General features: G+C 53.5%; 25 protein-coding genes and 6 pseudogenes. 10 read left to right on the forward strand and 21 right to left on the reverse strand.

What is annotated here, in order from left to right; genetic code table 11:
- The 5 genes from ACA075_RS12295 to ACA075_RS12315 form a co-directional block, all read right to left on the reverse strand.
- Nucleotides 1-1,098, reverse strand: coding sequence for a DUF6708 domain-containing protein (locus ACA075_RS12295; protein ID WP_497298701.1), 1,098 nt, complete (start codon nt 1,096-1,098; stop codon nt 1-3).
- Nucleotides 1,098-4,460: a toxin VasX gene (locus ACA075_RS12300; RefSeq protein ID WP_497298702.1), complete on the reverse strand. Its 3,363-nt coding sequence runs from the start codon at nt 4,458-4,460 to the stop codon at nt 1,098-1,100. The genes ACA075_RS12295 and ACA075_RS12300 overlap by 1 nt, the downstream gene beginning before the upstream one ends.
- The gene (locus ACA075_RS12305) at nt 4,457-5,356 is read right to left on the reverse strand and encodes a DUF4123 domain-containing protein (protein WP_497298703.1); all 900 of its coding nucleotides are present in this window, start codon (nt 5,354-5,356) and stop codon (nt 4,457-4,459) included. The genes ACA075_RS12300 and ACA075_RS12305 overlap by 4 nt, the downstream gene beginning before the upstream one ends.
- Nucleotides 5,349-7,391, reverse strand: coding sequence for a type VI secretion system Vgr family protein (locus ACA075_RS12310; RefSeq protein ID WP_497298704.1), 2,043 nt, complete (start codon nt 7,389-7,391; stop codon nt 5,349-5,351). Before ACA075_RS12310 ends, ACA075_RS12305 begins: the two co-directional genes overlap by 8 nt.
- Nucleotides 7,392-7,522: 131 nt before the next feature.
- Nucleotides 7,523-8,038: an Hcp family type VI secretion system effector gene (locus ACA075_RS12315; protein ID WP_497298705.1), complete on the reverse strand. Its 516-nt coding sequence runs from the start codon at nt 8,036-8,038 to the stop codon at nt 7,523-7,525.
- Nucleotides 8,039-8,153: 115 nt separating this feature from the next.
- Here ACA075_RS12315 and ACA075_RS12320 point away from each other — a divergent pair, with 115 nt between their 5' ends.
- Nucleotides 8,154-8,297, forward strand: coding sequence for a hypothetical protein (locus ACA075_RS12320; RefSeq protein ID WP_497298706.1), 144 nt, complete (start codon nt 8,154-8,156; stop codon nt 8,295-8,297).
- Between the two features lie 388 nt (nt 8,298-8,685).
- Here the strand turns inward: ACA075_RS12320 and ACA075_RS12325 are convergent, their stop codons facing one another.
- Entirely contained in the window at nt 8,686-8,922 is a 237-nt protein-coding gene (locus ACA075_RS12325; RefSeq protein ID WP_259674717.1) for a hypothetical protein, read from the reverse strand.
- A gap of 134 nt (nt 8,923-9,056) precedes the next feature.
- Entirely contained in the window at nt 9,057-9,626 is a 570-nt protein-coding gene (locus ACA075_RS12330; RefSeq protein ID WP_497298707.1) for a DJ-1/PfpI family protein, read from the reverse strand.
- Nucleotides 9,627-9,915: 289 nt separating this feature from the next.
- On the opposite strand from ACA075_RS12330, the gene ACA075_RS12335 reads away from it, so the two are divergent.
- Together ACA075_RS12335 and ACA075_RS12340 are read left to right on the forward strand one after the other, a co-directional pair.
- Entirely contained in the window at nt 9,916-10,353 is a 438-nt protein-coding gene (locus ACA075_RS12335; RefSeq protein ID WP_497298708.1) for a GNAT family N-acetyltransferase, read from the forward strand.
- A gap of 271 nt (nt 10,354-10,624) precedes the next feature.
- Complete coding sequence (locus tag ACA075_RS12340; RefSeq protein WP_497298709.1) at nt 10,625-10,987, forward strand: DUF6463 family protein; 363 nt, start codon at nt 10,625-10,627, stop codon at nt 10,985-10,987.
- Between the two features lie 53 nt (nt 10,988-11,040).
- Here the strand turns inward: ACA075_RS12340 and ACA075_RS12345 are convergent, their stop codons facing one another.
- The 5 genes from ACA075_RS12345 to ACA075_RS12365 form a co-directional block, all read right to left on the reverse strand.
- Nucleotides 11,041-11,226: a hypothetical protein gene (locus tag ACA075_RS12345; RefSeq protein ID WP_497298710.1), complete on the reverse strand. Its 186-nt coding sequence runs from the start codon at nt 11,224-11,226 to the stop codon at nt 11,041-11,043.
- 299 nt (nt 11,227-11,525) lie between these two features.
- Entirely contained in the window at nt 11,526-11,987 is a 462-nt protein-coding gene (locus tag ACA075_RS12350) for a hypothetical protein (RefSeq protein WP_497298711.1), read from the reverse strand.
- A gap of 255 nt (nt 11,988-12,242) precedes the next feature.
- Nucleotides 12,243-12,632 carry a hypothetical protein gene (locus ACA075_RS12355; protein WP_497298712.1) on the reverse strand — a complete coding sequence of 130 codons (390 nt, stop codon included), beginning with the start codon at nt 12,630-12,632 and terminating at the stop codon, nt 12,243-12,245.
- Between the two features lie 10 nt (nt 12,633-12,642).
- Complete coding sequence (locus tag ACA075_RS12360) at nt 12,643-12,957, reverse strand: hypothetical protein (RefSeq protein WP_497298713.1); 315 nt, start codon at nt 12,955-12,957, stop codon at nt 12,643-12,645.
- A 331-nt stretch (nt 12,958-13,288) separates the two neighbouring features.
- Nucleotides 13,289-13,762 carry a shikimate kinase gene (locus tag ACA075_RS12365; protein ID WP_497298714.1) on the reverse strand — a complete coding sequence of 158 codons (474 nt, stop codon included), beginning with the start codon at nt 13,760-13,762 and terminating at the stop codon, nt 13,289-13,291.
- 627 nt (nt 13,763-14,389) lie between these two features.
- Here ACA075_RS12365 and ACA075_RS12370 point away from each other — a divergent pair.
- The 3 genes and pseudogenes from ACA075_RS12370 to ACA075_RS12380 form a co-directional block, all read left to right on the forward strand.
- A pseudogene (locus tag ACA075_RS12370) lies at nt 14,390-14,587 on the forward strand (DUF934 domain-containing protein); the annotation flags it as partial.
- Nucleotides 14,588-14,883: 296 nt separating this feature from the next.
- A pseudogene (locus ACA075_RS12375) lies at nt 14,884-15,951 on the forward strand (methyl-accepting chemotaxis protein); the annotation flags it as partial.
- The gene (locus tag ACA075_RS12380; protein WP_497299243.1) at nt 15,934-16,806 is read left to right on the forward strand and encodes a methyl-accepting chemotaxis protein; all 873 of its coding nucleotides are present in this window, start codon (nt 15,934-15,936) and stop codon (nt 16,804-16,806) included. The pseudogene ACA075_RS12375 and the gene ACA075_RS12380, both read left to right, overlap by 18 nt.
- Nucleotides 16,807-17,208: 402 nt before the next feature.
- Here ACA075_RS12380 and ACA075_RS12385 read toward each other — a convergent pair whose 3' ends face one another.
- The 7 genes and pseudogenes from ACA075_RS12385 to ACA075_RS12415 form a co-directional block, all read right to left on the reverse strand.
- Nucleotides 17,209-17,391, reverse strand: coding sequence for a DUF1289 domain-containing protein (locus ACA075_RS12385; RefSeq protein WP_497298715.1), 183 nt, complete (start codon nt 17,389-17,391; stop codon nt 17,209-17,211).
- A 2-nt stretch (nt 17,392-17,393) separates the two neighbouring features.
- Nucleotides 17,394-17,764: pseudogene (locus tag ACA075_RS12390) on the reverse strand (hypothetical protein).
- Between the two features lie 39 nt (nt 17,765-17,803).
- Complete coding sequence (gene dmeF, locus ACA075_RS12395; protein ID WP_497298716.1) at nt 17,804-18,724, reverse strand: CDF family Co(II)/Ni(II) efflux transporter DmeF; 921 nt, start codon at nt 18,722-18,724, stop codon at nt 17,804-17,806.
- Between the two features lie 20 nt (nt 18,725-18,744).
- Nucleotides 18,745-19,020 carry a metal/formaldehyde-sensitive transcriptional repressor gene (locus tag ACA075_RS12400; RefSeq protein ID WP_497298717.1) on the reverse strand — a complete coding sequence of 92 codons (276 nt, stop codon included), beginning with the start codon at nt 19,018-19,020 and terminating at the stop codon, nt 18,745-18,747.
- Nucleotides 19,021-19,436: 416 nt separating this feature from the next.
- Nucleotides 19,437-20,468, reverse strand: a pseudogene (locus tag ACA075_RS12405) (IS110 family RNA-guided transposase).
- A 130-nt stretch (nt 20,469-20,598) separates the two neighbouring features.
- Complete coding sequence (locus ACA075_RS12410; protein ID WP_497298718.1) at nt 20,599-21,774, reverse strand: PAS domain-containing sensor histidine kinase; 1,176 nt, start codon at nt 21,772-21,774, stop codon at nt 20,599-20,601.
- Complete coding sequence (locus ACA075_RS12415; RefSeq protein WP_497298719.1) at nt 21,764-22,579, reverse strand: alpha/beta fold hydrolase; 816 nt, start codon at nt 22,577-22,579, stop codon at nt 21,764-21,766. Before ACA075_RS12415 ends, ACA075_RS12410 begins: the two co-directional genes overlap by 11 nt.
- Before the next feature lie 442 nt (nt 22,580-23,021).
- Between ACA075_RS12415 and ACA075_RS12420 the strand changes: the two genes are divergently transcribed.
- The 3 genes and pseudogenes from ACA075_RS12420 to ACA075_RS12430 all read left to right on the forward strand — a co-directional run.
- A complete protein-coding gene (locus ACA075_RS12420; protein WP_497298720.1) occupies nt 23,022-23,216 on the forward strand; it encodes a hypothetical protein in 195 nt (64 codons plus the stop codon).
- Nucleotides 23,213-23,539: a low molecular weight protein tyrosine phosphatase family protein gene (locus ACA075_RS12425; RefSeq protein ID WP_497298722.1), complete on the forward strand. Its 327-nt coding sequence runs from the start codon at nt 23,213-23,215 to the stop codon at nt 23,537-23,539. Before ACA075_RS12420 ends, ACA075_RS12425 begins: the two co-directional genes overlap by 4 nt.
- A 35-nt stretch (nt 23,540-23,574) precedes the next feature.
- A pseudogene (locus ACA075_RS12430) lies at nt 23,575-23,661 on the forward strand (DUF6124 family protein); the annotation flags it as partial.
- Nucleotides 23,662-23,751: 90 nt separating this feature from the next.
- On the opposite strand, the gene ACA075_RS12435 reads toward ACA075_RS12430, so the two are convergent.
- Nucleotides 23,752-24,309: an ATP-dependent Clp protease proteolytic subunit gene (locus ACA075_RS12435; RefSeq protein ID WP_497298723.1), complete on the reverse strand. Its 558-nt coding sequence runs from the start codon at nt 24,307-24,309 to the stop codon at nt 23,752-23,754.
- Between the two features lie 263 nt (nt 24,310-24,572).
- Between ACA075_RS12435 and ACA075_RS12440 the strand changes: the two are divergent.
- Nucleotides 24,573-24,734, forward strand: a pseudogene (locus tag ACA075_RS12440) (con-10 family general stress protein); the annotation flags it as partial.
- Nucleotides 24,735-25,353: 619 nt separating this feature from the next.
- On the opposite strand, the gene ACA075_RS12445 reads toward ACA075_RS12440, so the two are convergent.
- The gene (locus ACA075_RS12445) at nt 25,354-25,935 is read right to left on the reverse strand and encodes a hypothetical protein (protein WP_497299244.1); all 582 of its coding nucleotides are present in this window, start codon (nt 25,933-25,935) and stop codon (nt 25,354-25,356) included.
- Between the last annotated feature and the right edge of the window lie 77 nt (nt 25,936-26,012).

The following is a 26,012-nucleotide window of genomic DNA, read 5'->3' on the forward strand; positions in this document are numbered from 1 at the left end:
TCAGCTATTTGTTGATTCTTCTGCCTTGCTTTCGTTTAGGTTTGCCTTGAAGTACGTCATAAAATCCTGCCCTTGAGCAAAGGCTTTTTCGATTTTCGAGCTTTGCTCTTTAAGCGCTGGGCTTGGCTTGGCCCATTGTTCAGACGGAAGAGGTTTGGACCACTCGGCAATGGAATCAGGTAGAGACTTCATACTGAAACGATGGTCCCACTCCGCCACCCAGTATGGAAAGCGCCACCAAGTGATCAGGTGTGTCAGGTACCACCAACCAACTCCTAAAGCGGAACGTTCGTTGTGCTGGTATTCCTCGTGAATGTCCTGTCGTTCTTGATCGAAAGTGTGGCGACCCTCGTAGGGTGCTTTGCCAGGGCAGAACTCTGGACCTTTTTCCATATAGATCCGTATGGCTTCCCACTTACCCAAGGCATGAGCAGAAGTCATCACGCCTTGTCTCACAAAATGCACTACGTCAGCTTTGGAATCGTCGAACGCCATACCAAATGTATAGGCGCTTGTTACTCCTACTCCAGTAACACCTGTACTGATTGAAAGCCAAGATACTGTCTCTTCCCATGGTTGAATGACGGGGACGTCAGAACCTTCGGGAAAGAAACAGACTTCACTACGTTGGCGGTTGAATCTAATAGGACGGGTGCGCGACTTCGCTCTGGTAGTGCTCAAGATAACGTAAGTACCCAAGAGCGCCGCTATTCCTCCTCCCCAAATACTAAAGGTCACACCGAAATGGAACATGCCTGCTGTTCTGTCCCAAAAGGACTCGGAAAATGGGTTTCCCCAGGTAGTAGATCCTGCAAGCAAAGGCAGAACAATGAGGCATGAGAAAATGAACATCATACCGAGCCCAATCATTGCCCTAGCTTGGAAAGCCTTGCCGAAATTACTACTGCCTACGTCGAGGAATGTGTCATTTACCTCAACAAAGCTTCCGCCCAAATCCATGGGGGCATTGCCCGTTGGTATCGGAAGCGGGGAGAGGAATAATGCTTCACCTGTCGCGAATCTGCGCTTCTCACCAGCCACGGGCCGCATTTTTTTGAGATTGAGATCGTCGCTGGATTGCTCATTTATTGAAGACATTAGGTTTGCCCGGCTTGTTTTGATGATTCGAGCACAGTCAGCGTGTCGGTGGTCACAATGACTGCTTGAGCGGTTGTATTTCGTGCGCTAAGAAACCCAGTTGTTGAGAATTCCTTCCCGCTTCCAACGTTCAGTGTCTTGGTTTCAAACATTATTTCCTGGTGTTTTTGGACTCCAGGGAGTGGATGGTATCGCAACTTTATCGCAAGACCATGCTGGGCGTTGGCCTCATGTGCAAAAATTGCTAACCCCAATTCGAGTGGCGCGTCTGGTGGGCTCAGTAAATTGAGTTGATATAGCAAAGGTTCAGTCCAAGGCTCCCAGTCATTGCGCTGGAGATTGCTTGACCAATACGCGGTGAGGCCAAATCCAACATCATCCAGCTCTCGAATCGTTATATTTGGAATGCTTATCACTGCAATAGGTCTGTTGTTTATTTGTCTCAGACGGACCTGAGGGGTTGAAGTGATCTCTGCCAATTGCATGCGGTCTTCTTGGAATCCGCGATTTTGGTTCTTCTTTCCCCACGCGCCCTGCTGAAGCCAGTTATCAAGCTTCGTTTTATTATTTCGGTTGTAAATCCACTCGCCACCTAGCTGCAACACCGTCAAGCCTAACCCTATTAAGTTGGCTCTCGCAGCAACGCTCAGAAGTTTGCCACCTGCTGTGACCCAAGCGACAGCTCTTGCTTGGCTAACATTTGAAGCCGCTTCAAACATATATTGCCCTGTTCGTGCAACTGCCCAACCGTTAACGACGAACTGTCCAGAGTCGCCTGCGATTGTCATGCTGGCACCCGCCAGCTTTGCACTATCTCCCGACCTCAAGGCTTCAGTCCAACGAGCGACAGACCCTTTTTCCCCATACAGACTTGTGACTGCCGCCGCCATACCGAACCCGTAAGCGGCTAGCCCCAGCCCCCCCGTGAGCTTTCCCATGCGCGCGGCTAGCTGAACTTTGCCGGCTGCACTTGAATAGTTGTTTTTGACTACGTTTAGAGTAGTAGCTGATATCCCCTGTGCAGCCGCGAAGCCTCCTCCGCTTGCAGAGAAGAAAGCATTGCCAAATGCAATGTAATCAGTTTTATCCCAGCTGGGTTTTCTTCTTAGCTCTGAATAAACAGTGACGAAGCTAATTAATTGCACGACAAATACAGCTGATGCGAAGATGTCGCCTCCCGCAGATTGAAATATATCTTTTCCTAATCCTCTTACCTTGTCGCCTGTGTTTAAGCGGTGATCTTCGGCCATTCGGTGGAATTCTGCTTCTTGGGCGCTGGTTAGGCCTTTAATTTTTATACTTGCTTTACTCGGGCCTTCGCCAACAGAAATCATTGCAGGCGCGATTTTTTTCTCTAACGGGGCGACGGATAGCTGAACAGATTTACGCTGTGCGACCAAAGATCGATAGCTTCCCTTGGGGGCTCGACCTTTTCGCTCGTTAGCCAATGTCTCCCTGATCTTGTTTTTGAGCGAGGACATCTGCTGGCGAAGTTCGGTGAGTTTCGCCATGTCAGCTTCGAACGCATGAAGCTGGCTTGCAGAAGCAAACTCAAGAGTAATTCCTTTTTTGCCAAATGTTCTTAGTACGTCGATCCATGCTGAGCCGGGAATATTTCGCAGAACTTTAGATGGGTCTATTGCCCGGCCGTTGCGTAGTCCTTCTATAGCTTCTTCTAGAGCATTCGCCAAGCGGAGTTGTTTGGCAGGTTCGTAAACTGTGTTTCGTGCTTGATCGAAAGTTATACCATCGTTGCTTAGATTGATTGATGCCGCGAGATCTTGGGTCAGGAGTGTTACGAACTCTCGACTAGTTTTTTGCAGTCCTTGGAAGTCCTTTGCTGAAAGGGGTATATCCCGAGCCGATTTTATTAATGAGCCAATTTTCGCAAACAGATCCTTCTGGTCGGTCAAACTTGCAGTAAAGAAAGTTGGAACTGTAAAACCTGGCTCTTTTTCTATTAGGTCTGCAATCGCTTCGGTAGCCTTGTCGGTGCGACATATATCTCTCATGCACGCGTATTCAGTAGCAAGAGCCGATTCAAGTTGGGTTCCAAATTTCGGATCAAAATACCAAGCAGATTTATAGAAGCGTTTTTCGCATACTATTTTTATTCGATCTTCAGTTATCAGATCCAGTCGCTTATTCCAACGGCTTAATTGTGCTCGCTGTTGTTTAAGAAAGGCTTCCATAGCCGGTCGGTCAATCAGGTCGTTGATACCTTCTTGTCCCATTTTTGCGCCATTGAGCGCTTCATGCGCATTGTCTTCGATGGTCTCGATCAGGTCTTCGTACTTGGAATGCAAAGGTCCAAGACTCGTACGCATCCGCGACTTTGAAGCTGCAATAGCCCCACGATGCGTACCAGCGCCTGAATACTGAGTTTGATTTTTAACGTTGACGTAATCGACGATGGCTTGCCGTTGCTCTTCGCTTGTTTCGTCCTTGAGTTTGGCAAAGCGTGGATCGCCTTGCGCAGCATTCAGGATGGTATCGCCGGTGACTGTGTACAAGGATTCGATGTAGCAACCAAATACATACTTCTTTTGGTTTGCCTCCGCATCACTCCAGTCACTGATCCATCCAGTTACCAAATCCTGATGTTCGGCGAGGTCGCGCAGCACACCGATGTCATCCTGTATGACCATATACAGATGGTCACGCTCGTTTTCTGCCTTGACCTGTTTTTTCAGCGCACCCAGCTGAGTCTTTTTGAAGTGCGATGCTTGCTCCCAGAGATAGTCTTTGCTTTCTTCGGGTTTGGCGCCCGTCGGCGCTGGACCTTTACTCGGCTGTTCTGCAATCTCCGCAATCCACCTTTCCGCCTGACTTGGAGTCAGTAGATTAGCTGCGCCTTTCTCAGGGTCTGCATTGGTGAGATCGACCTTTTGCATGAAGTACTCACGTTCAGACTTGTGCTTGATGACCTGCGCGCATTTGGCGGCGGTCCATTGCACCTCGGAGTAGTTGACATAGAGCTTGCTCAAACGCGGGAAGACCAGCACGGCTTCGCCCACGTTGCTTTCGCGTTTGTTGGCGGTGATTTCGCCTTTTTCCCACAGCAGTTGGGTCACGATGCCGTTCTGGATTCGGTATTCGTGCATGACGGCTTGAGGTTTTTTGTCGACGATGACGTAGAGCCAACCGTCGCGCATCAAGCGAATGCCTAGTGGGCGAGAAGTGGTTTTGTACGGCATCGCCAGTGCGCTGGATGGGTCTAGTCGTTCGACTAGACCGTAACGCAGTGGGATGAGCTGGATTTTAGCCTTCATCAGCGAGCAGCCGCCCATCGCACACTTGCCGTCGTCCCGGCTTTTTGCAACGTTGTTCGGGCTTTTGCCGGTCAATGTTGGCGTTGTCATCCTTGGCTCCTCAGCGGGGTTTCAGCCCGTTCCTGGGCAATATCAGCAACCCGTTCGAGTCGCTGAGCGGGCGTTTGTTCCGATGGGGTCTTGAGTATTGCATCCAGGTCGGGATGTTCCTCCAGCGCTCGCTCACCGAGAAATCCGTGAATGTTGGCATAAAGTGTGATGTCGAGTTCGGTGTTGAAGCCGCGATCATACGAGGTCGATGCCATTGCGTGCAGATGTTCCCAGCGCTGCAACGGCGTCGATTGTGCCTGATAGGTCGGAAAGTATTCGTGCATGTGTTGGTCGAGGCGCAGGACGATGCTTCGGAAATTCACTTCGTCCAGTTGGCTGAGTTGCTCGTCGCTCAAGCGGTAGCGTTTGCTGTGGTTGGGCTGGGAGGCTTTGCCCGGTCGCTGGTTGATGTGCCAGCAGCCCAGCGCCGCGTCGGCGGCGACGATCTGCGAGCAAGGGCCGAACAGGGTAGGGTCCTTGATGCTCTCGGCGTGGCTGAGCAATGCGTGGGTTACGGCAGGGTCGGCGACGCGCAGCAGGACTTCTTCACCCTGAGGGAGCATGACGCTGGTCAGCCAGCGGAAGTGCTCGACCATTTGTGCCCAGGGTTGATCGCTGAACACCAGGTAGCCCCATTCCTGGCGAGGCTCAGCCAGAAATTTTGCGAGGATGGGATTGTTCTGCGCTTTTATCTGAATCAGACACGGCGAAACGTCGCCCAATGCAGTCCATTGGGTACCGAGATAGAGAGGCTCGAACACCGGATCGTCCGACCATTGATAAAGGTGCTGGGGCAGTTTTTCGACGCTGACGCCATCCAGCAGCAAACCGACCGTGCTATTCCACGGCAATCCTTGAGGCAGCCCATTTTCCAGGGGCCAATCGGACTTAAGCATTTTGCGCCTCCAGTTTGGCCTTCTCGCAGATCGCGCAGATTGGCTTCTTCTGCATCAATGCTTGCCGTTGCGCAGGGATCAATAGTTGCCCAGCCTTATCCGCATCCGCCTGCTTCAATACCCCTGGCAACAACGGCGAAGCACCCGTCCCGCTTCCCGGCCCGCCGCCGGAGTTCATGTTGATCACCGGCCCGCTCAGGGTCACACCGCTGGCATCGATCTTGATGAAGCTGCCACCCCCGATCAGGGTCAGTTCACTGCCCGCTTCCAACACGACTTTCATGCCGCTGCTCAGGTGAATCTCCTGGCCGGCATCAATGAACTGCCCGGTGCCAATCTTGATGTGCTGGTTCACGCCCACGGTCAGGTGGTCGTTGGCGCGGGCCTCGACTTTGCGGTCGGCGTAGACGGTGTGGTGTTCTTCGGCCTTGAATTCGCTGTAGCTGTTTTGCTCGACGGTGTCGTGGCGTTCGTTGCCGACGCGGATTTTCTGGTCGTGTTCGACGTTTTCGTCCCAGTCGCGCTGGGCGTGCAGGAAGATTTGTTCCTGGCCTTTCTTGTCTTCGATGCGCAGTTCGTTGAAGCCGCCACCGCCCTTGGAGCTCAGGGTTTTGAAGGTGCTGCGGGTTTTGTTCGCTGGCAGGGGGTAGGGGACGACGTTTTCCTTGTGGTACAGGCAGCCGCTGATCAGCGGTTGGTCGGGGTCGCCTTCGAGGAAGGTGACGAGCACTTCCATGCCGATCCGCGGGATGGCGATGCCGCCGTAGTGGGCGCCGGCCCAGGCGGAGGAGACGCGCAGCCAGCAGCTGGTCTTGTCGTCGGCCTGGCCTTCGCGGTCCCAGTGGAATTGCACTTTGACGCGGCCGTACTGGTCGCAGTGGATCTCTTCGCCTTTGGGCCCGGTGACCACGGCGCTTTGGCTGCCGAGGATGCGCGGCTTCTTTTGCGTTAGCGGCGGGCGGTTTGGCACGTCCCACGGGGTGGCCTGGAAGCGGTTGCGGTAACCCTGGTGGAAATCGCCCTTGAGGCTAGTGGTGTCGCTGGTTACCGACTCTTCCAGCACCTGCGGCTGTTTGCCTTCGTGCAGGACTTCAGTCAGCAGCCACAGGTCGTTCCATTTGGCTTTCGGGTGTTGGGTCAGGGCCAGGAAATGGCCGCTGACCAGCAACGGCTGATCGCTTTTGCCTTCGGCCAGTTGAAAGTCGCTGCGGTGACGTTCCAGGTTGCGCTTGGCCAGGTGTTTGCCGCGCTCGCGGTCGATGAAACGACCGGGGTAGTCGTAGTCTTCGAGGTCAGGCAGGGCGTCGCCGCGATTTTCGCTTTCGAGGGTAATGCGCGGTTTTTCGAAGTCGTAGTCGCGGCGGGTGGTGCGGCTGGTACGGGTTTCCAGGCGCAGGTCGAAGCGCTTGATCACCGGGTTGTTGGCGACCATGCCGGAGTCTTGCTGGTAGGCCACGGGGGCGAGTTTCGGAAACACCGTCTGGTCATCGCCGAACACCAGCTTGTGGGCCGTGGCGCTGTGCTGGAAGTGGTAGTGGATACCTTCTTCCTCGCACAGGCGCTGGATGAACTGCAGGTCCGATTCATCGTACTGAACGCAGTAAATGCGCTCGGGATAGATCGCCCCGACTTTGAATTCATAGGCATTGCTTTGGATGCCGTGCCCTTCGAGGACCATGCCGATGATTTTCGGCACGCTGAGGTTCTGGAAGATGCGTTGGTTGATGCGGTGCGCGAGGTAGGACAGTTGCGGGCGCAGGGTCACCGCGTAGCGGGTCAGGCGTTTGCCGGAATCACCTTGGGCGGCGCGATAGATCTGGCCATGGATGCCGCTGCCGTCAGGCGAGAGCTGCAAAAAGGCCGGTTTGTGCAGCAGGGTCTCGAGGTCCAGGGACGGCTGTTCACTGACCAGCTCCACCTCAAACACAAAAGGCTGGCTGATGGCTTCCCGACCTTGCAGGGAAAAGACCTGAAAGTCGCTGGAAAGACCTTCGATGGTCAGGGCAAAGTGAGTTTGATTGGCCGGCGCGAACATCCCTTGTTCCTCGTGCAGTGCTGCGGCATGCGCTGACACCCGGAAACCGGGTCAACGGACGCGAAATTCTGGAAGGGCGGAAACAACATCGACCAGCAGAGCTGGCCGATGCTTGTGACGGTCGGCCTGACTTAGGCGACCGGCTGACGCCAGTCATCGGAACCCGAAGTACCGGATACTTCGTGGGTCCAGGTGATTTTGCGGTAGGTGAACTGTACTTCTTCCAGGTGGGTGAAGTGCGAGTTCGACGGATCCTGGCAGTTGTGCATTTTGTTGTTGATGGCGACGATGATCGCGTCTTCCAGTTTGGTGGTGTAGTAGTGCTCTTGGGTACCTTGAGCCGAAGTGCGGTACCACTGGATAACGATTTCGCTCATGCGCTCGCCGGAGGTCAGAGCAGCTTGCAGCAGTGGCGAAGCCTTGTCGTAGACCTTGGTGATCACGACTGGCTTGTGAACGCGCTGACCGGTTGGCTGGCCGGACTGTGGGTCACGCGGGATGATCACGTCGTGGCTGAAAGCCTGAACCATGACCTGGTCTTCGTGACCTTCTTGATAAGTGTTGCCAACCGAGTCGGCGGTGAACGCGCCGGCAGTGATCAGACCTTGTTTTTCGCCAGTGACGGAAATGTACGCTGGAGTAGCCATGGATGTGCTCCTTGCTGAATAAAGTGAGGTGCCCGGGAGGCGGTATCGCCCGGTGGGTGCCTGACTGTTATCAAGGTCCGTGCCAGAAATGTTGAGGGCTAGGTAAACCGGGTGGATGGCCGAGGTTTTCAATCGCTTAAGTGATTTTGAAGGGAAAAGCCCCCTCAAAGTGCGCAACTTCTTGCGCACCTGGCTGGAGGCCTTGGAGGCCTTGGCGGGCTTGTCGCTCAGCGATGCAGTAGGTTTTTTTGCGAAATAACTGCGCAACTTCTTGCGCATAATGGCTATTAGGAATCAGTGGGTGATGATGGTGTAGCCAAGCTGTTGCCGCTGGCCGAGCATTGACTTGATAACGGCTGTCCTGCCGGCTGAAAACTGTCCCAGGTATTCAATTTGCGCCCTTTAGCTTTCGAGTAGATGGCACGGCTCACCGGACTCGAAATCAGCAACCTGCCCTAGCTCAAATCACGATAGACAGGGTCGGTCAGTTTTAAATCCGTGCCGAGCCCCTCACCACAGACAGCAATCGGCCAGAAGCTGCCATTCCGCACCGAGATTCAGGCATCGGATGATCCAGCACGCCTACACAGCAAATGCCTCGAAACATATACAGAGTCGGACGTCGGCTTGGACAGCGTGGATCAATTTCATAAATACCCTACCGCTCCCAGAGCCTCAATCAAACGCAACATTGCTGGTTTTTCGGCTGGTTTTTCGCCGATGCAACACACTTCTGGGTCGCTGAGAGAGCACCAAACCGACACCGGGTCGCCTACCTTCAGCCCGTATGAGGCTTTACGGAGAGTTGCAGTTGACCAAGCGTCAATGGTTTCGTTGAGAGACTTGTGAAATCGCTTCCCATTGGCGCTATAGCTGAAGCTCATGAACTGCGCTCCGACCCACGATCCCTCACTCCCTACAAAGGTTACGTAGCCTCGTACCACTTGCCCCACAGGTACGTCGCCAGCGCTCATAAATTATCTCCTGAGAATGTGCCCGAAATGCAGGGACGACGCGGTCACCTATGTTCCGCTGCCAACATTGACCTGAACTGAGAAATGATCTCTGAAGATAGACCGGCACTTTCGAACACTGCGCAGGTGAAGCTAACGGGGGCGGCGCCTGGAGCAGTAATGATGCGGTCTGCAATCACAGCTACTGAACTGCTTCGATAAAGCGTGCGGCCTTCATAACTTACGGCATTCTGTTGTAAGAAGTCAGCGCTGTTCGAGGTATGAGGAACCGTGTCTAGAAGACCTGCCCTCGCAAGTGCCAGCGTTCCCCCACAGATACCGGCAATTGTCGCTCCACTTGAACGACTAACATGAAGAAAGTCTCGAATATCCGGTGCTTCTGCACGTTCCCAGACCATTCCTCCAATGACGACGACAACGTCCGGTTTCCAGTCCAGACATTGCTGCAAGCTGTTATCGACAGTTACAGCCAATCCACCCTGCGAACGAAACTGCCCCGTAGCAGAAGCGAAAAACCTGACGTCGATCCCGTAAAACGGGGACGCAGTTCCAGCAATGAAAGCATATTCCCAGTCTGCAAAACCGGGTGTCAGTATCAATCCCACACGTGCCATCAGTCAGAATCCTCCATGAATGCCAATAACATTTGGCGACAACAAACATACATCAAGGGTTGCTTTGGGTCGATTGAAGCCCCTTGCAACAGGCAGCGATCGGCCAGAAGCAGACCATGGACACGCAGCTAATACGTCAGTAATGTGCAAAGTAATATGTCGCTTTTCCCCTTCTTGATGTCGCGTTTACAGACTCGATTTTTTGATTGCTCAAGGGATTACGCATGAACATGGAATGTTATGTCGAAAGCCGTTCGGCACCTCAAAGTTGAATTTAAGGAGCAATAAAGTGGAAATCAAGCTTGATATATTGGGTTCTCCAACAAAAAAGGATAAAGGAGTTCTGAATAATAGGTTTTCAGAATATCTTCGAATTCAATATCCAAATCTACCACCAGAATCGGAAGATAAAATATTTATGGTGGTTGCACACGATGAAGTAGGCGACTACATCGGTGCAATAAGCTGTAATTGTTACTGGGATGGCTTAGAAATTGACACCTTTTGGGTTAAGGAATCTCATCGCGGTAAAAAAGTAGGATCGATGCTTTTGGAAAAAGCAGAAGCGATTGGTGCCAACAATGGGGCAGTAGTTGCATTCTTAAAAACCGTTGATGCTAAACAGTTCTATGAGCGGCATGGGTATGAGATTTATGGTGTTCTTGAGGATCGCCCAATCGGGACTAACCTGTATCATTTAAAGAAACGGCTAGTAAAACATGCATAACAACTGGTTCAAATCGTTCGCTTCGCTCAATGGGACGGGCTAAAGTCCCCCTCTTAACCAAATGCTGGTCAGAGTCCGCTTTGGGCGTTTTCAGCCGGTGACGACAGGTAGAAACGGCCAAAAGTGGACGGTGGACACGGTGATGGCAAATGGATAGCTTCGTTCGAGGGCTGCAGTCCTTGCCGTCAACCATGCTGCGTTTCTCCCAGAGCAATGTCGCATTTGCCGTGACCACTTCTAAACTACATAACCGTTACGGAGCATATAAGACATGTCAAACATCGTCGCATGGACCCTGTTCTCCTTGGGTGTGCTCCATATTCCATTCGGTATTTTCAAGTTCAAAGCAGCATTCGCCGCCGCTGTAAATACTGGCTTCGTTGACCAGTTCAGGGCGCACGAAGATCGGCGTGCAGCCCTCTGGTTTACCATGCTGGGGCCGCTTTTTATGCTCGCAGGGCAGACAGCGATCCACGCCGTAGCCGTTGGCGATCTCGCGCTACTTAAAATGGTTGGCATCTATGTGCTGATGATCTCGATCATTTGCGTCATTGCTGTTCCAAAATCTGGGTTCTGGGCAACGCTCCTGGTTTCTCCGCTGATCATCGCGGCAGGGTATGGCTTGTATGCTTGACAAACGGTACATCCTTCACGACAGGCAACAATCGACCCATAGCAGACATCAGTTTACAGGCCACTGGTATAGATGAGCCAGGCTATGAAAGCCGCGAATGGAGAGAGCAGTATCAAGCCGCCGACTGCGACTGCCCAGCCCCAGGCAAAACCACTTTCTCCCTTGAAACTGCCGCAACTCAGCAAGCCCAGCACGTAAACGCCAATGCGATGAGCTACCACATCTAAGATGAAGTCCATTTGTCCTCGTGTCTCCTTGTCGGTTTTCCTAGGCGCATCCGAATGATTTTTTCTGGCCGATTGCTGCCTGTTGTGAAGGGCTGCCATCGACCCAAATCTGACGCTAGCCAACGATGGGTGTCAGTCAGAGCCGGAGAGTACGCATTATGAGTGAGTGTGCTTCTCCCCTTTGCACACAACTACATCTCACCGCATTTCTTGAGTTTCTAGCCGTACTCATAAGGGCAGGGCTCGTTTCGGCCGACCAGGGCTATGGATAAGGCGTCGCGGGAGGTACTGAGAAGACGGGGGCGACCAACTTATACAAACCGCCTCGCACTGTAATTAATAACAGCAAGAAAAAAATCTTTGACAGACCATGCCCATCCACCGAGTAGTACACACGCAACAAGAACCGAAAAATACATATGGAAACCTGAATATGGACGTTTCACTACACTTACCCCTACTAAGGCGAGTATCAAAAGACATAACAAAAAGAAGCCAAATAGCCTTAAAAAAAGATACCCGATATCTGCGCAAGTTATCGTGCTAACCCAGCTTTTCGCAGGCTCGGAAAAAATGGCAGCCAAAATCAAGTGGAACAGGCTAGCGTATGAAAAGCTAGCCAGCTGATAAATCGCCATATCAGTACCTGAATTCAAAAAAGCCCAAGAATATAGGTTGTCGAGTTTCATCGCTAAGTGACCTAGAACATCGACCCATGGGTATAACGCGACCCCACCAGTCAGGTATATAATTAGCAGTATTATTTTTCTCATTTCCAGACTCCTTTGTTATTTACCTTCATGCTTTTTACTGAGTTTTATGACATGCAATACTGGGGTCAACGCCTGCTATGGAACATGGCGACATACAGACTGAATCACCCCGACTTCGTAGACGCAACTGAGTGCCTGTTTTTGGCCGGGAGCCGCCGATAAATGACCGTCCGCTCCTGGCCGTTTGCTGCCCCTCAAAGCCGTTAGTTTTACGGCAAATAATTTATCCCTTCGCTAATAAAAGTTAACGAATATTCATAGCTTAGCGTAGGCGGCGTCAAAATCCTTAAGAGCTTGATTGACCTTGTATCGAAGCATCAGAGATGCGGAAAGCTTGACCATTGACTCGAAAAGCACGTGACCTGATTGAATTTCACATTGACCAACGCATAGTCCACCATATCCGCCGGGCTCATATGCATAGACAGTATAGAAAACACCTCGAGACTCTCGGTTTAATCCGGCCGTGATATGCGTTACAGGGCTACCCTCGGCAGGACCGTTTGGCAGCGAAAACTCCAACACATCTTCAAAAGGAATGAACATAGCAGAAGCAGACATTACAAATAGACTCGCGATATCCAACGCCTCCTCAACTATTTTAAGCTCAGGAGTTTCGTATTCGTGTTCAAGAATATTCCGCATGCTAACTGCTTTACGCAAAAGACTCGGCGCCAATAAGCCGAGTGCTCTCAACTTCCCTATTTTTTTTCGGCACATTCCATCTGAATGACGGATAACCAAACGAGATCAACAACTGGTCAAGCTGACAGACAATCGCACGTTTAATATTAGTCGTTGCATTGACAAGGGCTGACAAACCGCCACGTTCAAAATCGTCTTCCGCCAAGCTCAAGAATTCGACAGGCGAAGTTTTCAGATCCGTCAACTCGAAGCTGCCACCACCTGATGCTACTGCGCATTTTCTCATATCGAATCGATGAGCGAGGCCAAACTCTTTGATATCCATTTCTCGGCCCAACTCATTGGCTGCCCAAAGGGCTGCTGTAGGAATAGTGTATCAGCGACGCCACAGGGATGATCGAACTGAGACGTGCAGACAGATTGGGAGGGGTTACCCGCCGGAGGGCTATATCCCATCAACGTCCTGCTGAAGTCAAAGCGCTTGCACCATTTTCCTCTTAGCATACGGCACTGCGGCTGTTTTTTGCCGGTTGCCGGCAGCTACGGGGCGCTTTCTGCCTCTCGTTACGGCCAGCAATAGGTCAAAAAACAGACGTTTAAACCAAGGAGTATAAAATTCTGTTTCCTTTCCGAATCGTCGTCCCAGCAGTGAATTGCTAATGCGCGGCAGCATAGGTTACGTCAGCGTGATTATGCGGACGAAATTCAGCGTGATACCGAATGACCTCTTCTGCCAACCCGAGATTACTTACCAGACTAATCGAAAACAGACTGGCGAGTTCTCTTTCTCTAGCCAGAACGACATCGACTGGCTCGCTGATATCTAGATTGGCCTCATCTGACCAGACTCCATGCTGCACTCGCTTGATATAGATGTTTACTGCGGGTGCCAGTTGAATTCGCCGCAACACCTGGCGCAGGCAAACACCTTCCACTACATAGCCTTCAAACTTCTCCAGCGTAGCCTTAAGCTTCAGGTAGTCGATGTGCTCAACATACCCTTTCATATCTTTCTCAAGGAAGGAGTCGAGGCTTATACAAGGAAGTCCAAGGGCTTCAGAGACTTCTCGGGCCAGCGTTGACTTGCCCGCGCCATCTATTCCATCAATGCCGATACGCGTTGTGCTCATTGTGCGGATCGCATTTACCACTTCCTGTGAACTTATGCAGTACGTTATATCGAGCCCGCTAACATGATGTGTTGCTGCCAGTGGACTGCTTTGGAAGAAGAGGGCGCGGTGAAAGAATTGATTAAATACGCCACTCCTGGAGATGCCTTCTCTGGCAGTGTTCAAGCTTACCTAAAGCTAGTGTCGGAGAGAGTAGCTCAAAATCTCCGTCCCAATGGCCCGTAACGACAGTCTGCTTTTGGCCGTTTTCAGCCGGTCGCGACGGGCAGAAAACGGCCAGAAGCTGCCAGTCAGATGTGTCTATAGATCCTGGGCAATTCAGGTTTCTGGAAAATTAGTATTGTTGCGTGGTGTGAGCTTTTCCGGGCATCTGATCTGCTTTTTTTAGTCTTTTCTGCCGCTGTTTTTTGGTCTGCCCGGCGTGCATAGTCGTCGCACCGCGACGATGAGGACGCCTTGCACGTATCGCTACGACGAGTACGATCGCGCGCTGGTGCGCGAGCGTGCTGCCCGTTCCGCGATCAGATGGAGCGGCGTATCGCAGGTCAACTGAGCGAGGAAGAGTTTCTGCCTCTGCGCCTGCAGAACGGCCTGTACTTGCAAAAGCATGCCCACATGCTGCGCGTTGCGATCCCTTATCTGTTACGTACTCGTCTGGGCTGGCGCGGTGAGCTGCGCGCAGTGGGTGATGTGCTGCGCGACCAGTTAACGCACATGCGTCAATGTGGTTTCGACGCTTTTGCCGTGCGTGCCGACAAGTCGCTGGGAGATGCGCTCAAGGGGCGGGCCGGGCTGAGTGTGCTGTATGGGCGCTCGGCAATCTAGCCGCGGCCGCTGTTTCGCCGTGAGCGCCTTAAGGGAGAATAAAGGCCGTGATGAAATTCGATTCGCTCAGAAGACGGAGCTGGAGCTGTATAGGTTTTTACGAAGCAATGCCGAAGTCGAGCTATTTTGGAGCCGCCAAAAAGCAGCTCTCTCAGAAACCGACTTTTTCAACACAACAGGTCGCTAGGTGACGCCTGAAACGAACTTATTCTGGCCGTTTGCTGCCCTGAGAACAGCCGATAACTGGTCGACGACTGCGTAGACGCTGCACGCTATTAATCTACAGGAAATTGTATATGAAAAACCTCAGCGTCAAGTTGAAGCTGGCTCTAGGATTTACAACCGTTGTGCTGTTGCTTGTGATCGTCGCTGGCAGCGGAGTCCTTAGCTTGGACTCGCTCACTGATCGCGGTGGGAAAGTCAAAACGGTCTCGGAACTTCTCAATCAGGCGAATGATATTCGCTATGCACAGATGGTGTATGACGCTACCGGTGATTCAGATCAGATTGGCAAGATTGATAGTGCGGTGCGCAAAATTGTGGACACGGTTGAAAAGCGCAAGGCAAACTTTACCCAGCAAGAAGACGTACGCCGGCTCGAAAGCATCACCTTAGCGGCGCAAGAGTATCAGCGCGGTTTTAAGCAGAAGGTTGGGTTGCGCGAAGCCAAGATAGCCAAGCGCGCCAGTTGGGTGGCGGCCGGTAATACGGCTGATGAGGCTGTTACTGCCATGGAACGCAGTCTGGTAGGTACGCCGACTGCACCGCAGATTCCGTTAGATAAGACTGAAGCTGGACTTGCGCTCTACGCGGCGGAACTGGGCAAGCAGAACCGCCTCATGCGCTATTCAATACGTGGCTACTTGATGGACGAGTCGCAAAAGTCATTGGATGTTCTGACGGCGCAGTTCGTCCAAGTGCGTGCGGCGGTGAAGCCGCTGGTAGGGCAGCTACCCGGGGCCCAAGCTGCACAACTTGAAACTTTTCAGAGCAACGTCGAACGCTATATCACTCTAGTGCAGGAATTTCCTCAACTGGTCGCCGGCGAAAAGGAAGTTCAGGGACAAATGGCGCAACAATTCGCCAGCTTTTATGAAAACACCGAAGCTATTGTTGAAAATCAAAACCTGAAAAGCATCAGCGAAGCGTCTACCAGCAAGCTGAGAATGATCGCCTTGACGGTGCTCGGCTTTGCCTTGGCCGCCTTGATCGGTTGGCTGATCGTCCGTCAGGTTACGCGCCCGTTGCAGGAGGCCCTGCAAATCGCCGAGCGCATAGGCGGCGGCGACATGACCGAGCACCATTTTGAGCAGCGCAATGACGAGTTCGGGTTACTGCTTCGCGCCATGGACAAGACCCGTCGTAACTTGCGTGAGCTGCTGTCGCATGTCAACGGTATCACCATCCAGCTCGCCTCGGCGGCGGAGCAACTTTCGGCAGTTACCAAGCAGACCAGCGCTGGTGTGACTAGCCAGCGGCTGGAGACAGATCAAGTCGCCACTGCGATGAATGAGATGGCGGCAACCGTCCATGAGGTCGCACAGAACGCTCAAGAGGCCTCGGTTGCAGCGCAGAGCGCAGACAAACAGGCAGTCCAGGGGAACGCCGCCATTCAGCGGGCACTGATCCAGATTGATAAGCTCTCCGAAGAAGTCAGCCGCTCCGCCGACGCAGTTGCCCACCTTAACAATGAGAGTGTAGGTATCAGCACTGTGCTGACCGTCATCAATGGCATCGCCGAGCAGACGAATCTGCTGGCGCTAAACGCTGCCATCGAGGCTGCTCGCGCCGGTGAAGCCGGGCGCGGCTTTGCGGTGGTCGCTGATGAAGTCCGTGGTTTAGCACAGCGCACCCAGCAATCTACCCGTCAGATTGAAGAACTGATCAGTAACTTGCAGGCGGGTGCACAGAACGCCGCGAACATGATGAGTGCCAGTAGCACGCTGGTTGATGAAACAGTGAACCGTGCCCATGAAGTGCAGACCGAGCTGGCAGCTATCACTCAAACTGTCTCACTTATCCAAGCCATGAACATGCAAATCGCCACCGCGGCGGAAGAGCAGAGTGCAGTGGCCGAGGAGATCAACCGTAGCGTATTGAATGTGCGCGATGTTGCGGAGCAGTCTGCGGCGGCATCCGAAGAAACAGCAGCCTCCACGATGGAGCTGGCACGGCTGGGCAATGAACTGCAGCAGCAGGTCGGACGTTTCAAGGTTTAAGCAATCATACGCGGGCTCATCTCGTTACTCTCCCGGTCGAGCGTTCTGGTAGGGAAATGTGCGGCGCCCATCCAGAACTTCAGCGTACCGACCGTGTGAGCCCAACGTTCAAGGCAGCGACTGGACTGAATATGATTGAATCGCCCCTAGTTTCGTCGACACTCGATGGCTGCTTTTGGCCCAGAGTGTGTAAAAACGCTTAGTCAAAATTGAAGTCTGCGCTTCTATGTGAAATCTGAAGTTATCGGCTGGTTAGCAGGCCTAGATTTTGCGTAGATGCGTGATTTTCAGCCCTGATTTGGGCGCCGATCTCGCTGAAAAACGTTTTTACACACTCTGGGCCGATTGCTGCCTGTCACCACCGGCTGCAATCGACCCATAGCGGTCATCCAGAGCAAGTGACTATTCCTGTGCTTTCTTCAGCCCTTTCAAGCGCACATTCGCCCTTTGCACCGCGGCCATTTTTTCAGGCCGCTTCATGCGTTTCCACTTTCTGATGTCTTCCTTGCTTCGCCCGCAGCTCACACACAGATCACCACTGAGCTGGCAAACTGAGATGCAGGGATTCTCGATTTCTTTAGCCATTGTCAGCCACCTTTGGCCATACGTGATTGAGTCAGGCGGATTTTCCAGTCGCCTCCGTGAGTTCGCTGACACTCCTCCTCAGAGTCGAAGCGGACACTGTGGTCTGAAGGGATCAGGTAGATGTTGGCGTCATTCAACGCGATGGACGTCAACTCAAAGATGCGCGCCTTAGCGTCAACCAGGGCGAGCTTTCTGCAGCCAGGGTCTCGAATACTCAGATTACCTTTAGGGTTTCAGCCAACGCGTTCAGGTCAGCGATGTGGGTGAGCCAAGCAAAGCCTTTGATTTCACCCTTTGCTGTCTCGCATGCTTCGGTAAGCGTGGTTATCAACCGACGTTCGATTCGTGCCAGTTCACGTTTCCCTAGAGGCATTGCGGGTTCCTTTGGAGACAATGGTGGGGAGGCGCTTAATCAGACAGGTCGAAACTCGACCGTCAGATGGCTGACTTCGTGAACCGGCTTGAGACGTTCACGAATGCTATCGGCGTTCGCAGTGGCCTCACCAAGGACGCTGACGATGGCCGCATGGGCTTGCGGTCCAACCCGCCAGACGTGCAAGTCCGTGACAGTGGCATCCCCCGGTTTCTCAACCAGTTCGCGGATTTCCTCGGCAACGTGTGCATCTGTCTGATCCAGCAGTACTCCTGCGGTGGCCCCCATCAAGGTCCATGCCCAGCGCGCAATAACAATGGCGCCGACAATGCCCATGACCGGGTCCAGCCACACCCAGCCGAGATACCGGCCGGCGAGCAATGCAGCAATGGCCAGAACGGAAGTCAGCGCGTCTGCAATGACGTGGACGTAGGCCGATTTCAGGTTGTTGTCGTTCCCGTGATGGGCGTGGGCATGGCCGTGATCGTGATCGTGCCCATGACTGTGCCCGTGGCCCAGCAGCAGGGCACTGACAATGTTGACGATCAAACCGGCAATCGCGATGAGCGTAGCGGTGCCGAACTGAACTTCCGTTGGCTGCAAGAGGCGCATGACAGACTCAACGCCAATTCCCAGGGAGACCATACCGAGAATCAGCGCCGAGGCGAATCCGCCCAAGTCTCCAACCTTACCGGTACCGAAACTGTAGCGCTGGCTGGAAGCGTGGCGTTTTGCGTATCCATAAGCGGCCGCCGCGATGCCCAATGCGCCGGCATGAGTTGCCATGTGAAAGCCATCAGCCAGTAACGCCATCGAGCCCGTGATATAGCCAGCGGTGATCTCGCCAACCATCATCACAACGGTCAGCGCCACAACCCAAAGCGTACGCTTGGCATTTTCGTCGTGTGCTGAGCCAAGGAACACATGGTCGTGTGTGTAGTTGATGTTCGTGCTGTTCATGAGCGTGTTCCTGGATGCGTTCACTTGGAGTAACGGCGAATGGCTTCAAGAAGCTCCTCGACGCCTTTGTTACGCTCTTCTTCGCTGAGAGCAGGGTTCGCGACATGCTCCCGCGCGTGTTCCTCGATGATTTCCTCCATCAAGCCATTGATGGCTCCGCGAGTAGCGGCAACAAGGTGCAGTGTTTTGGCGCAATCGAGGTCCGAGTCCAATGCCCGCTCAACGGCTTGGATTTGTCCGGCGATGCGTTTTACGCGTTTGAGAAGATCGTCTTTGTTTGCTGCAATATGACCCATTGGATACCCCCCCTACCTATGCATTGCGCATGATAGGCATACCCCCTATACCTATGCAAGGTTCGGCGGACGGAGGGATTATCTACGCGCCCTTGCGGGAAGGAGAGACTTCAATTTCGAGGGGAGAGCGAGGGGGTTTGGAGGGTCCGTATATGGACTCCTCCTCGTTGGGAAGCTTCCTTCGCTTTGGCGCCCGTGCCGACTGCACACGTATATTCGGCCTCTTGATACACCATCGTTTCGATGCAGGGCCATGATGGGCTATTCGCGCGTCAGCTCCCAATCGCTTCTACGTGCTTCGCGCACTTGGACGCTTGAGGGGTTTGCTGACGCCGGTTCGACCGGTTTGCCATCGTTAGGGTTGCTTCGCAATCGTGGGAGGCAGTTTTTTACTCGTTAGCATTTAGGTCTGTGGGTCAGGCGGCGGCCCTGTCCGGTTGGTAATCAGTGTCGTTGCGCAGCATTGCCCAACCCATACGCGCAGTTTTGTTGGCCAGCGCGATAGCGGCCACATTGGGATGTGAGCGCTCGGCTAAACGGACAGCCCACTGGCTGAGACGGTCGTATTTGGATTTGGCCGTGCGTAGTGCCGATCGAGCACCATGGACCATCAACGTTCGCAAATAGGCATCTCCTCGCTTGCTGATGCCAAGTAATCGGTCCTTTCCGACAGAACTGTGTTGTCTGGGTGTCAGCCCTAGTGAGGCCGACAATTGTCGGCCGTTGGCAAACTGACTGGCATCACCGATGGCAGCAACCAGCGCGGTGGCAATCATCGGGCCGACGCCACGCAGCTGTTGCAAACGGACCGCCGTTGGCTCACTTGCCGCGATCGCAGATATCTCGCCATCGAGTTCGCTTACGCGCTCATCAAGTGCGTACAGGTCATTCCACAAGCCATTCAGCAGACGACGAAAGCGTGCCGTCAAACCGTTATCTGCATCTTCTAGCCAGCACGGTATTGCGCGACGCAGCATCAGTAATTCCTTCGGCGCAATGAGGCCGTACTCGGCGACCAGCCCACGAATCTGATTGGCTTTGGCCGTCCGCTGTTCGATTAAGCCGGCCCGGATGCGATGCGTCGCCTGGATATCCTGTTGTTCGATGGTCTTGACGGCGACGAAGCGCATGCTGGGGCGGCTCATCGCCTCACAGATCGCCTCGGCATCGTTGGCGTCGTTCTTGTTGCTCTTGACGTACGGTTTGACGAACTGCGGCGCGATCAGCTTCACCCGAAATCCGCGTGCTTGTAGTTGCCGCGCCCAATGGTGCGCACCACCGCAACTTTCCATGCCGATCTAACATCCGGGTTCGATCTTTTCCAGCACCGTTTGCAGCCAGCGATCGCGCGATAAACGCTGCCGCCAGACGGGTAGCTCATGACAATCCACGCCATGGATCTGAAACACGTTCTTGGCCAGGTCGACCCCAATTCGCATAAGCTTCATGTGTGGACTCCTTCTCACCGTTGACTGTGATTCGCACTTTCAGTCTGGCACTTAAGATGCCGAAGTGAGGAGGAGTCCATCCCATTGCTTCTGGCCGATAGCTACCAACTTTGTTGGATTACCGAGGTTTTTAAATAAGGTTTTTCGGAAAGTAGACAGTGAACGTCGTACCTTCCTCGGCGCTTGAGCTGACCGAAACATCTCCACCATGTGACCATGCGATTTCCCTCACGATAAACAACCCAAGTCCTACACTACGCGAATCGCTGTAGGTCTTCGTGCCACGGGTCATAGGCTCGAACAAAGTGGCCATCAGCGACTCTGGGATCACCGCACCCTGGTTACACACCGACACCACGGCTTGATCCTCTTCGAGTCGTGAAGTAACAATAATCGGCTGTTTCAAATCACCATAAGCCACACTGTTGGCCACTAGATTGCCAATAATCTGCTGCGCACGATCCGCATCAAGATAAGCGCTACCCGACCCACTGCGCTGATGCAGCAACGTGGCGTTAGGAAACGCAATGCGCAATTCATCGACGCTCAGGCTGACGAGTGCGTGTAGATCAACCGAAGCAGGAGTGATCGAAATCCCGCGTCCGACTCTGGCCATGGCGAAGTCCAGCAGGTCGGCAATCATCCGTTGGGCGCGGTCCGTCGACTGACTGATGTGGCCGAGCATTTTGACTTGCTTGGTGGTGTGTTCGCCTCGGGCGAGGATGTCAGAGGCCATTTTGATCGCGGTCAGCGGGTTTTTTAGGTCGTGGCTAACGATGGCGACCATTTGTTCGGCGAACAAGGCGCGACGTTTGGCTTTTTCATAGGCCTTGCTCAGTTCGCCTTGGGCTTGCTGGAGCGCAGTTTCAGCGGCGGTTTTCTCCCGCAACAGACCTTCGGCGATTTTGCGGGCGCTAAGCAGTTCACGCTCGTACTTGTCGCGGTCGGTGGTACCGAACAGCGCCAGCTCATAAAACGCGCCACTGGCGTGCTCGCGCCTTACACCGTTGAGCAACATGGTGATGGAGCGTTTATCTTGGTGAACCAATTCTAGTTTCACCTCGGCCACAGAGCCTTGCATACGCATCAACGGCGCCCAATGGGTTTGATGGAAAATGCGGCCGCCCATGGTCAGCAGGTCTTGGAAACGCCGGCCGATCAACACGTGGGAATCGAAGCCGATCCAGTGACTGAAAGTCAGGTTGGCGCGCAAGATCGTGCCATCCTCTTTCGTCACTACCAGGCCGCAAGGCGCGCCTTCAAATAGCGTCTGCGGGTCGGGCAGTGGCGGCTCATCAGTCGACACGAGCGCCTACCCACGGTGACAGGAAGCTGTCCATGGCTTCGGAACAGGCACTTGGTGCGCTCATGTGCGGGCAATGACCGACGTTGGCCACCAGGCAGAGCGTGCTGTTGGGGAGTACAGCGTTTAGGTATTCACCCACGGCAACGGGCGCGATGAGATCGTCGGTGGATTGCAGGATCAAGGTTGGTGTAGTCAGGCCCGCGACGTCCTTGCGGTTGTCCGACATGAACGTCACCCGCGCAAATTGCTTGGCGATCTCGGGTTCGGTACGGCAGAAACTGTTTGTCAAATCTTCGGCCAGCGCCGGTTGACCGGGCGCACCCATGATCACGGGTGCCATGGTGCTGGACCAGCCGAGGTAGTTGCTGTCGAGGGTGTCGAGCAGAGAATGGATGTCTTCGAGTTTAAATCCGCCCACGTAGTCGCCTGAATCGATATAGCAGGGAGAAGGACCAATCATCACGTGAGCGGCGATTCTTCCAGGGGACAGGCGGTCTGCCAACGCACCGATCATGGCGCTGACGGAATGGCCGACCAGAATCACCGGGGCAGTGGCGAACTGATCGATGATTTCGCTTAGGTCTTGGGCGTACCCAGCCAGCGAGTTGTATTTTATTTTGTCATACGCACCGAGATCGGACTGACCCGCACCGACCAGATCATACAACACGACTTTGAACCGCCCTGTGAAGTGGTCGACGATATAGCGCCACATGGTTTGATCGCAGCCAAAGCCGTGGGAGAAGACCAGCGTAGCCGGCCCGTCGCCCTTCACGCGTGCGTTGTTGCGGTATTGAAGGTCCATGCGCGTTATCCCGAGCGTGCTGAAGGTGTTTTTGACGTCTCAGGCAGTGTAGATAGTGAGGCGGTTGCGGTCACGTAGAACCGCCGATGGGAATCGATAAAAGGCAGTTCCGGGCTGTCATGTCCTTCGGTCTCTCTTTTACGGTGTCGCGTATTTAGGAGAGTTGGCGTCTAGATCGAGCCGGGCGGATGATTATGCCGAGGAATCAGTCTTCCCGAGTGCTGCTTTTGGCGACTGACTGCTTCTGGCCGATTTCTGCCTGTCGCGACCGGTTGAATCCACAACCCAAAGCTGCCTCATCTACGTCTACTTTCGGCCCAGAAACTGCCGCCGCTGGAATTCGATAACTACACCCGCCTGGCCACTCCCCCAATTCACGCTTACCATACTCGCAACTCGTATTACCGCGGCTGCTGAACCCGGTACTCACGAGGACATGATCATGGAAAGAACCCGCGCCTGGAGACGCACACAGGCCCGTAAACGCGGCAATGACAAAGCGGTTCGTCCGCTGAAGTTCAAGCCGGAAAAGAACTGGAAGCTGATGTACAACCGCGCCGACAAGCTGGTCAGGGCACGCCAACTCGGCATGAGCTATCCCATCCGCACCACCCGCCAATTGTTGGATCAAGTGTGACTAACCTCCTGTTCGTCTGCAGCCGTAACCAATGGCGTAGCCCTACTGCGGAAGCAATCTGGCGCCGTCGACCTGGCTTCAGTGCCCGCTCAGCGGGCACTAGTCCGAACGCACGCCAACCCATCGACGCAGCGGATAATCGTTGGGCCGATGTCATTTTTGTCATGGAGCGCAAACACCTGAATCGCCTGCAGGCCGAGTATGCTCGTCTGCTTGAACACAAGCGGATTCACTCTCTGGATATTCCCGACGACTTTCGCTACATGGATCCTGAACTGTTGGGCATGCTCGAGGATTCAGTGAATCCCTACCTTTCTTCTTAGCCTCGCGCTTCGGAATCCGCACCGGCCCACAATGAAACATGGCGCTGGCCATCCGGCAGATGATTTCCCTCCCAGAGTTGTCGGTGAATCGGGTGTTGGATCAGGTGGATCCGCAGGATTAAATAAGGCCGTTGTTTCAACGCGTCACGCAGTAAAAAGCCCACTGCACCGGTAACGGTCAGTGGGCTTTTTGTATCCGGTTGTCAGATCGATCATCCGCCACTGACCTTCCAGTGTTTGACGTCATCCGCAAACACCATCTGCTTCATCTCATGCGCTATGCCATAGGCCAGCGATTCATGTGCGGCGATAACCTTTTCCTCCGCGGACAAGCAATGAAAAATATCGAGTTTGGTCGCTGCATCAGCGGTTTCGATCATGAAGATTTGCACGTAGCGCGCGAGGTCATTGTCGAGGCTGGACAGATATTCCCTCAGCCGTTGGTGGTCGACGGATTTTTGGCTGAAGTACCAGTTCATCGGGTGAATCAGAAAGCGTGCATGAGGTGATGTGATGCGCCGACCTGCCGCCAGGAACATGATGATGCCCATCGACTCGATATTGCCGGCGTTGATTGCGCAAAGTGGTACTGGCAAGGACTTCAGGAACGTGTAGAGCGTGAAGCCAAAATTGGTGCTGCCCCCGCAAGTGGACAGGTTCAACAAAAGGGAGGTGGCACCTTGGTCGATGGCCTCAAGGCAGCAATCCCTGAAGCGTTCGGTTGTTGCCTGGTCGATCTGGCAATGAAAATGCACGATGTGTTCAGTCATTGATTGACCTCCTGAGTGCGATGCAGGGAGGGCTTGCAAGCGCTATTCAGTCTAGTAAACATCGATTATCTGGTGTGAAAAGCCATCGTAAGGTGGCATCGACGAATGGGACAGCCGTCAGTCGAATGAGCGCCATTTCAATGGAACCAAACGTTCAAATCCGCTCGTCGTGAGCCCCGTATTTCCGTTCAAACTTTCCCTTTTGCGTGTCCTCCGAATTGTACGGGCCCATGCTCGTGCCAACGATGTAGAGGTGAACCAAAATGGCCAATACAGGAAACAACAATCCAGGCAATTTTTCCAATGACCGGGACAAGGCTTCAGAAGCCGGCAAGAAAGGCGGAGAAGCGTCTGGCGGAAACTTTGCCAATGATCCACAACGGGCGTCTGAAGCAGGCCAAAAAGGTGGTCAAGCTTCCGGCGGACAACCATCGCGCGATAAAGACCGCATGTCCGGAGGTGGGCAGGGTACAAATCGCGGAGGGGAATTTGCCGACGATAAGGAAAACATGTCCAAGCCAGGCCAAAAAGGCGGCCAGGCTTCCGGTGGACAGCAGCCCAACAAGGCTGATCAATCGTCCAGCGGCGGGCAAGGAACCGGACGCGGTGGCAATTTCGCCGATGACCGCGACAAGTCCTCTGGAACAGGGCGCAAGGATGATGGGATGAGTGGAGGTGGAGGACGTAAATCCTGATGTCGTCTGACCCATCAAGCCCCGAATTTTTCGGGGCTTGATTTCTATGGTGCTGCTCGTCTTATTTTGCATAAGTTGTCGTTTGCGACTGGAGGAGGGGAGTCGAGTTACGTCGAGCTGGCCGCCTAGCGATTAAGGATTTTTGATCATTGCACGTCCATCTGTGCGGCTGTTTCAACGCGCCTCTCAGTAATACGCCCACCGAACCGGTTACAGTCAGCGGGCTTTTTTGTGGGCGCTGGTTTTCAAGGAGAAAACTCATCTCGGCGCATATGCCTGCAACCCAAAGTAAATGTTCAAGAGAGGCACCGCATGGCTGGGAATCCGTGCGATGGCGATTATTTCACTGCTACGTAAGGTCAAATCGCTCTAACGCATAATCCTTACCTGCCAAAGTAAGTTCAAAAATGGTGGCGCCAAACGTACCTCGGGTCACTTTTTGCGTCACGAGACGTTTAGCCTGGAGTTGCTTTAGACCGGCTTCAACTTCTAACGTGCTGAGTGAGACAAGTTTGCAAACCGAGTTCAGGTTGGCAACTTTTCTGAAGTTCGCATGGTAGGCTAAAACTTCCATCAGTAGCGTTTGGTTATCTGTCAACCTTGGAAACTGAGGGTTGTTCTTTTTGTAAACCTTTCGCTCTATCTCGTGTAACTCGCCGTCAGTTCCATCAGGGAGGCGGACGTAGTAAATCGCTACAGACAGCGTGCTGATTAAAATCGCGATAATCATCAGCAGCGACCAATTTGGCATTGGCGTTTCCAGCAAAAGCCAATCCCCCAAACGTAGCAGCCAGCTCGTGGTATCGGCCAACAATGTCAGTTCGAAATAAGTTTCGAGCGAATTTATGGCAACCCAAGCGACAACGAAAATACCAGCCAAGTAGGCCATGGCCTTGAGCGTGAACGAGGATTGCTTGCCTTGTACTGCCATGCTACTCGTCTCGATCGCAGAAACAGATGCTATCAGCATAGCAGTGGAATAGCGGCCGTCTGGCAGCTCACCTGCAA

It is taken from the genome of Pseudomonas sp. LBUM1663, assembly GCF_059695905.1.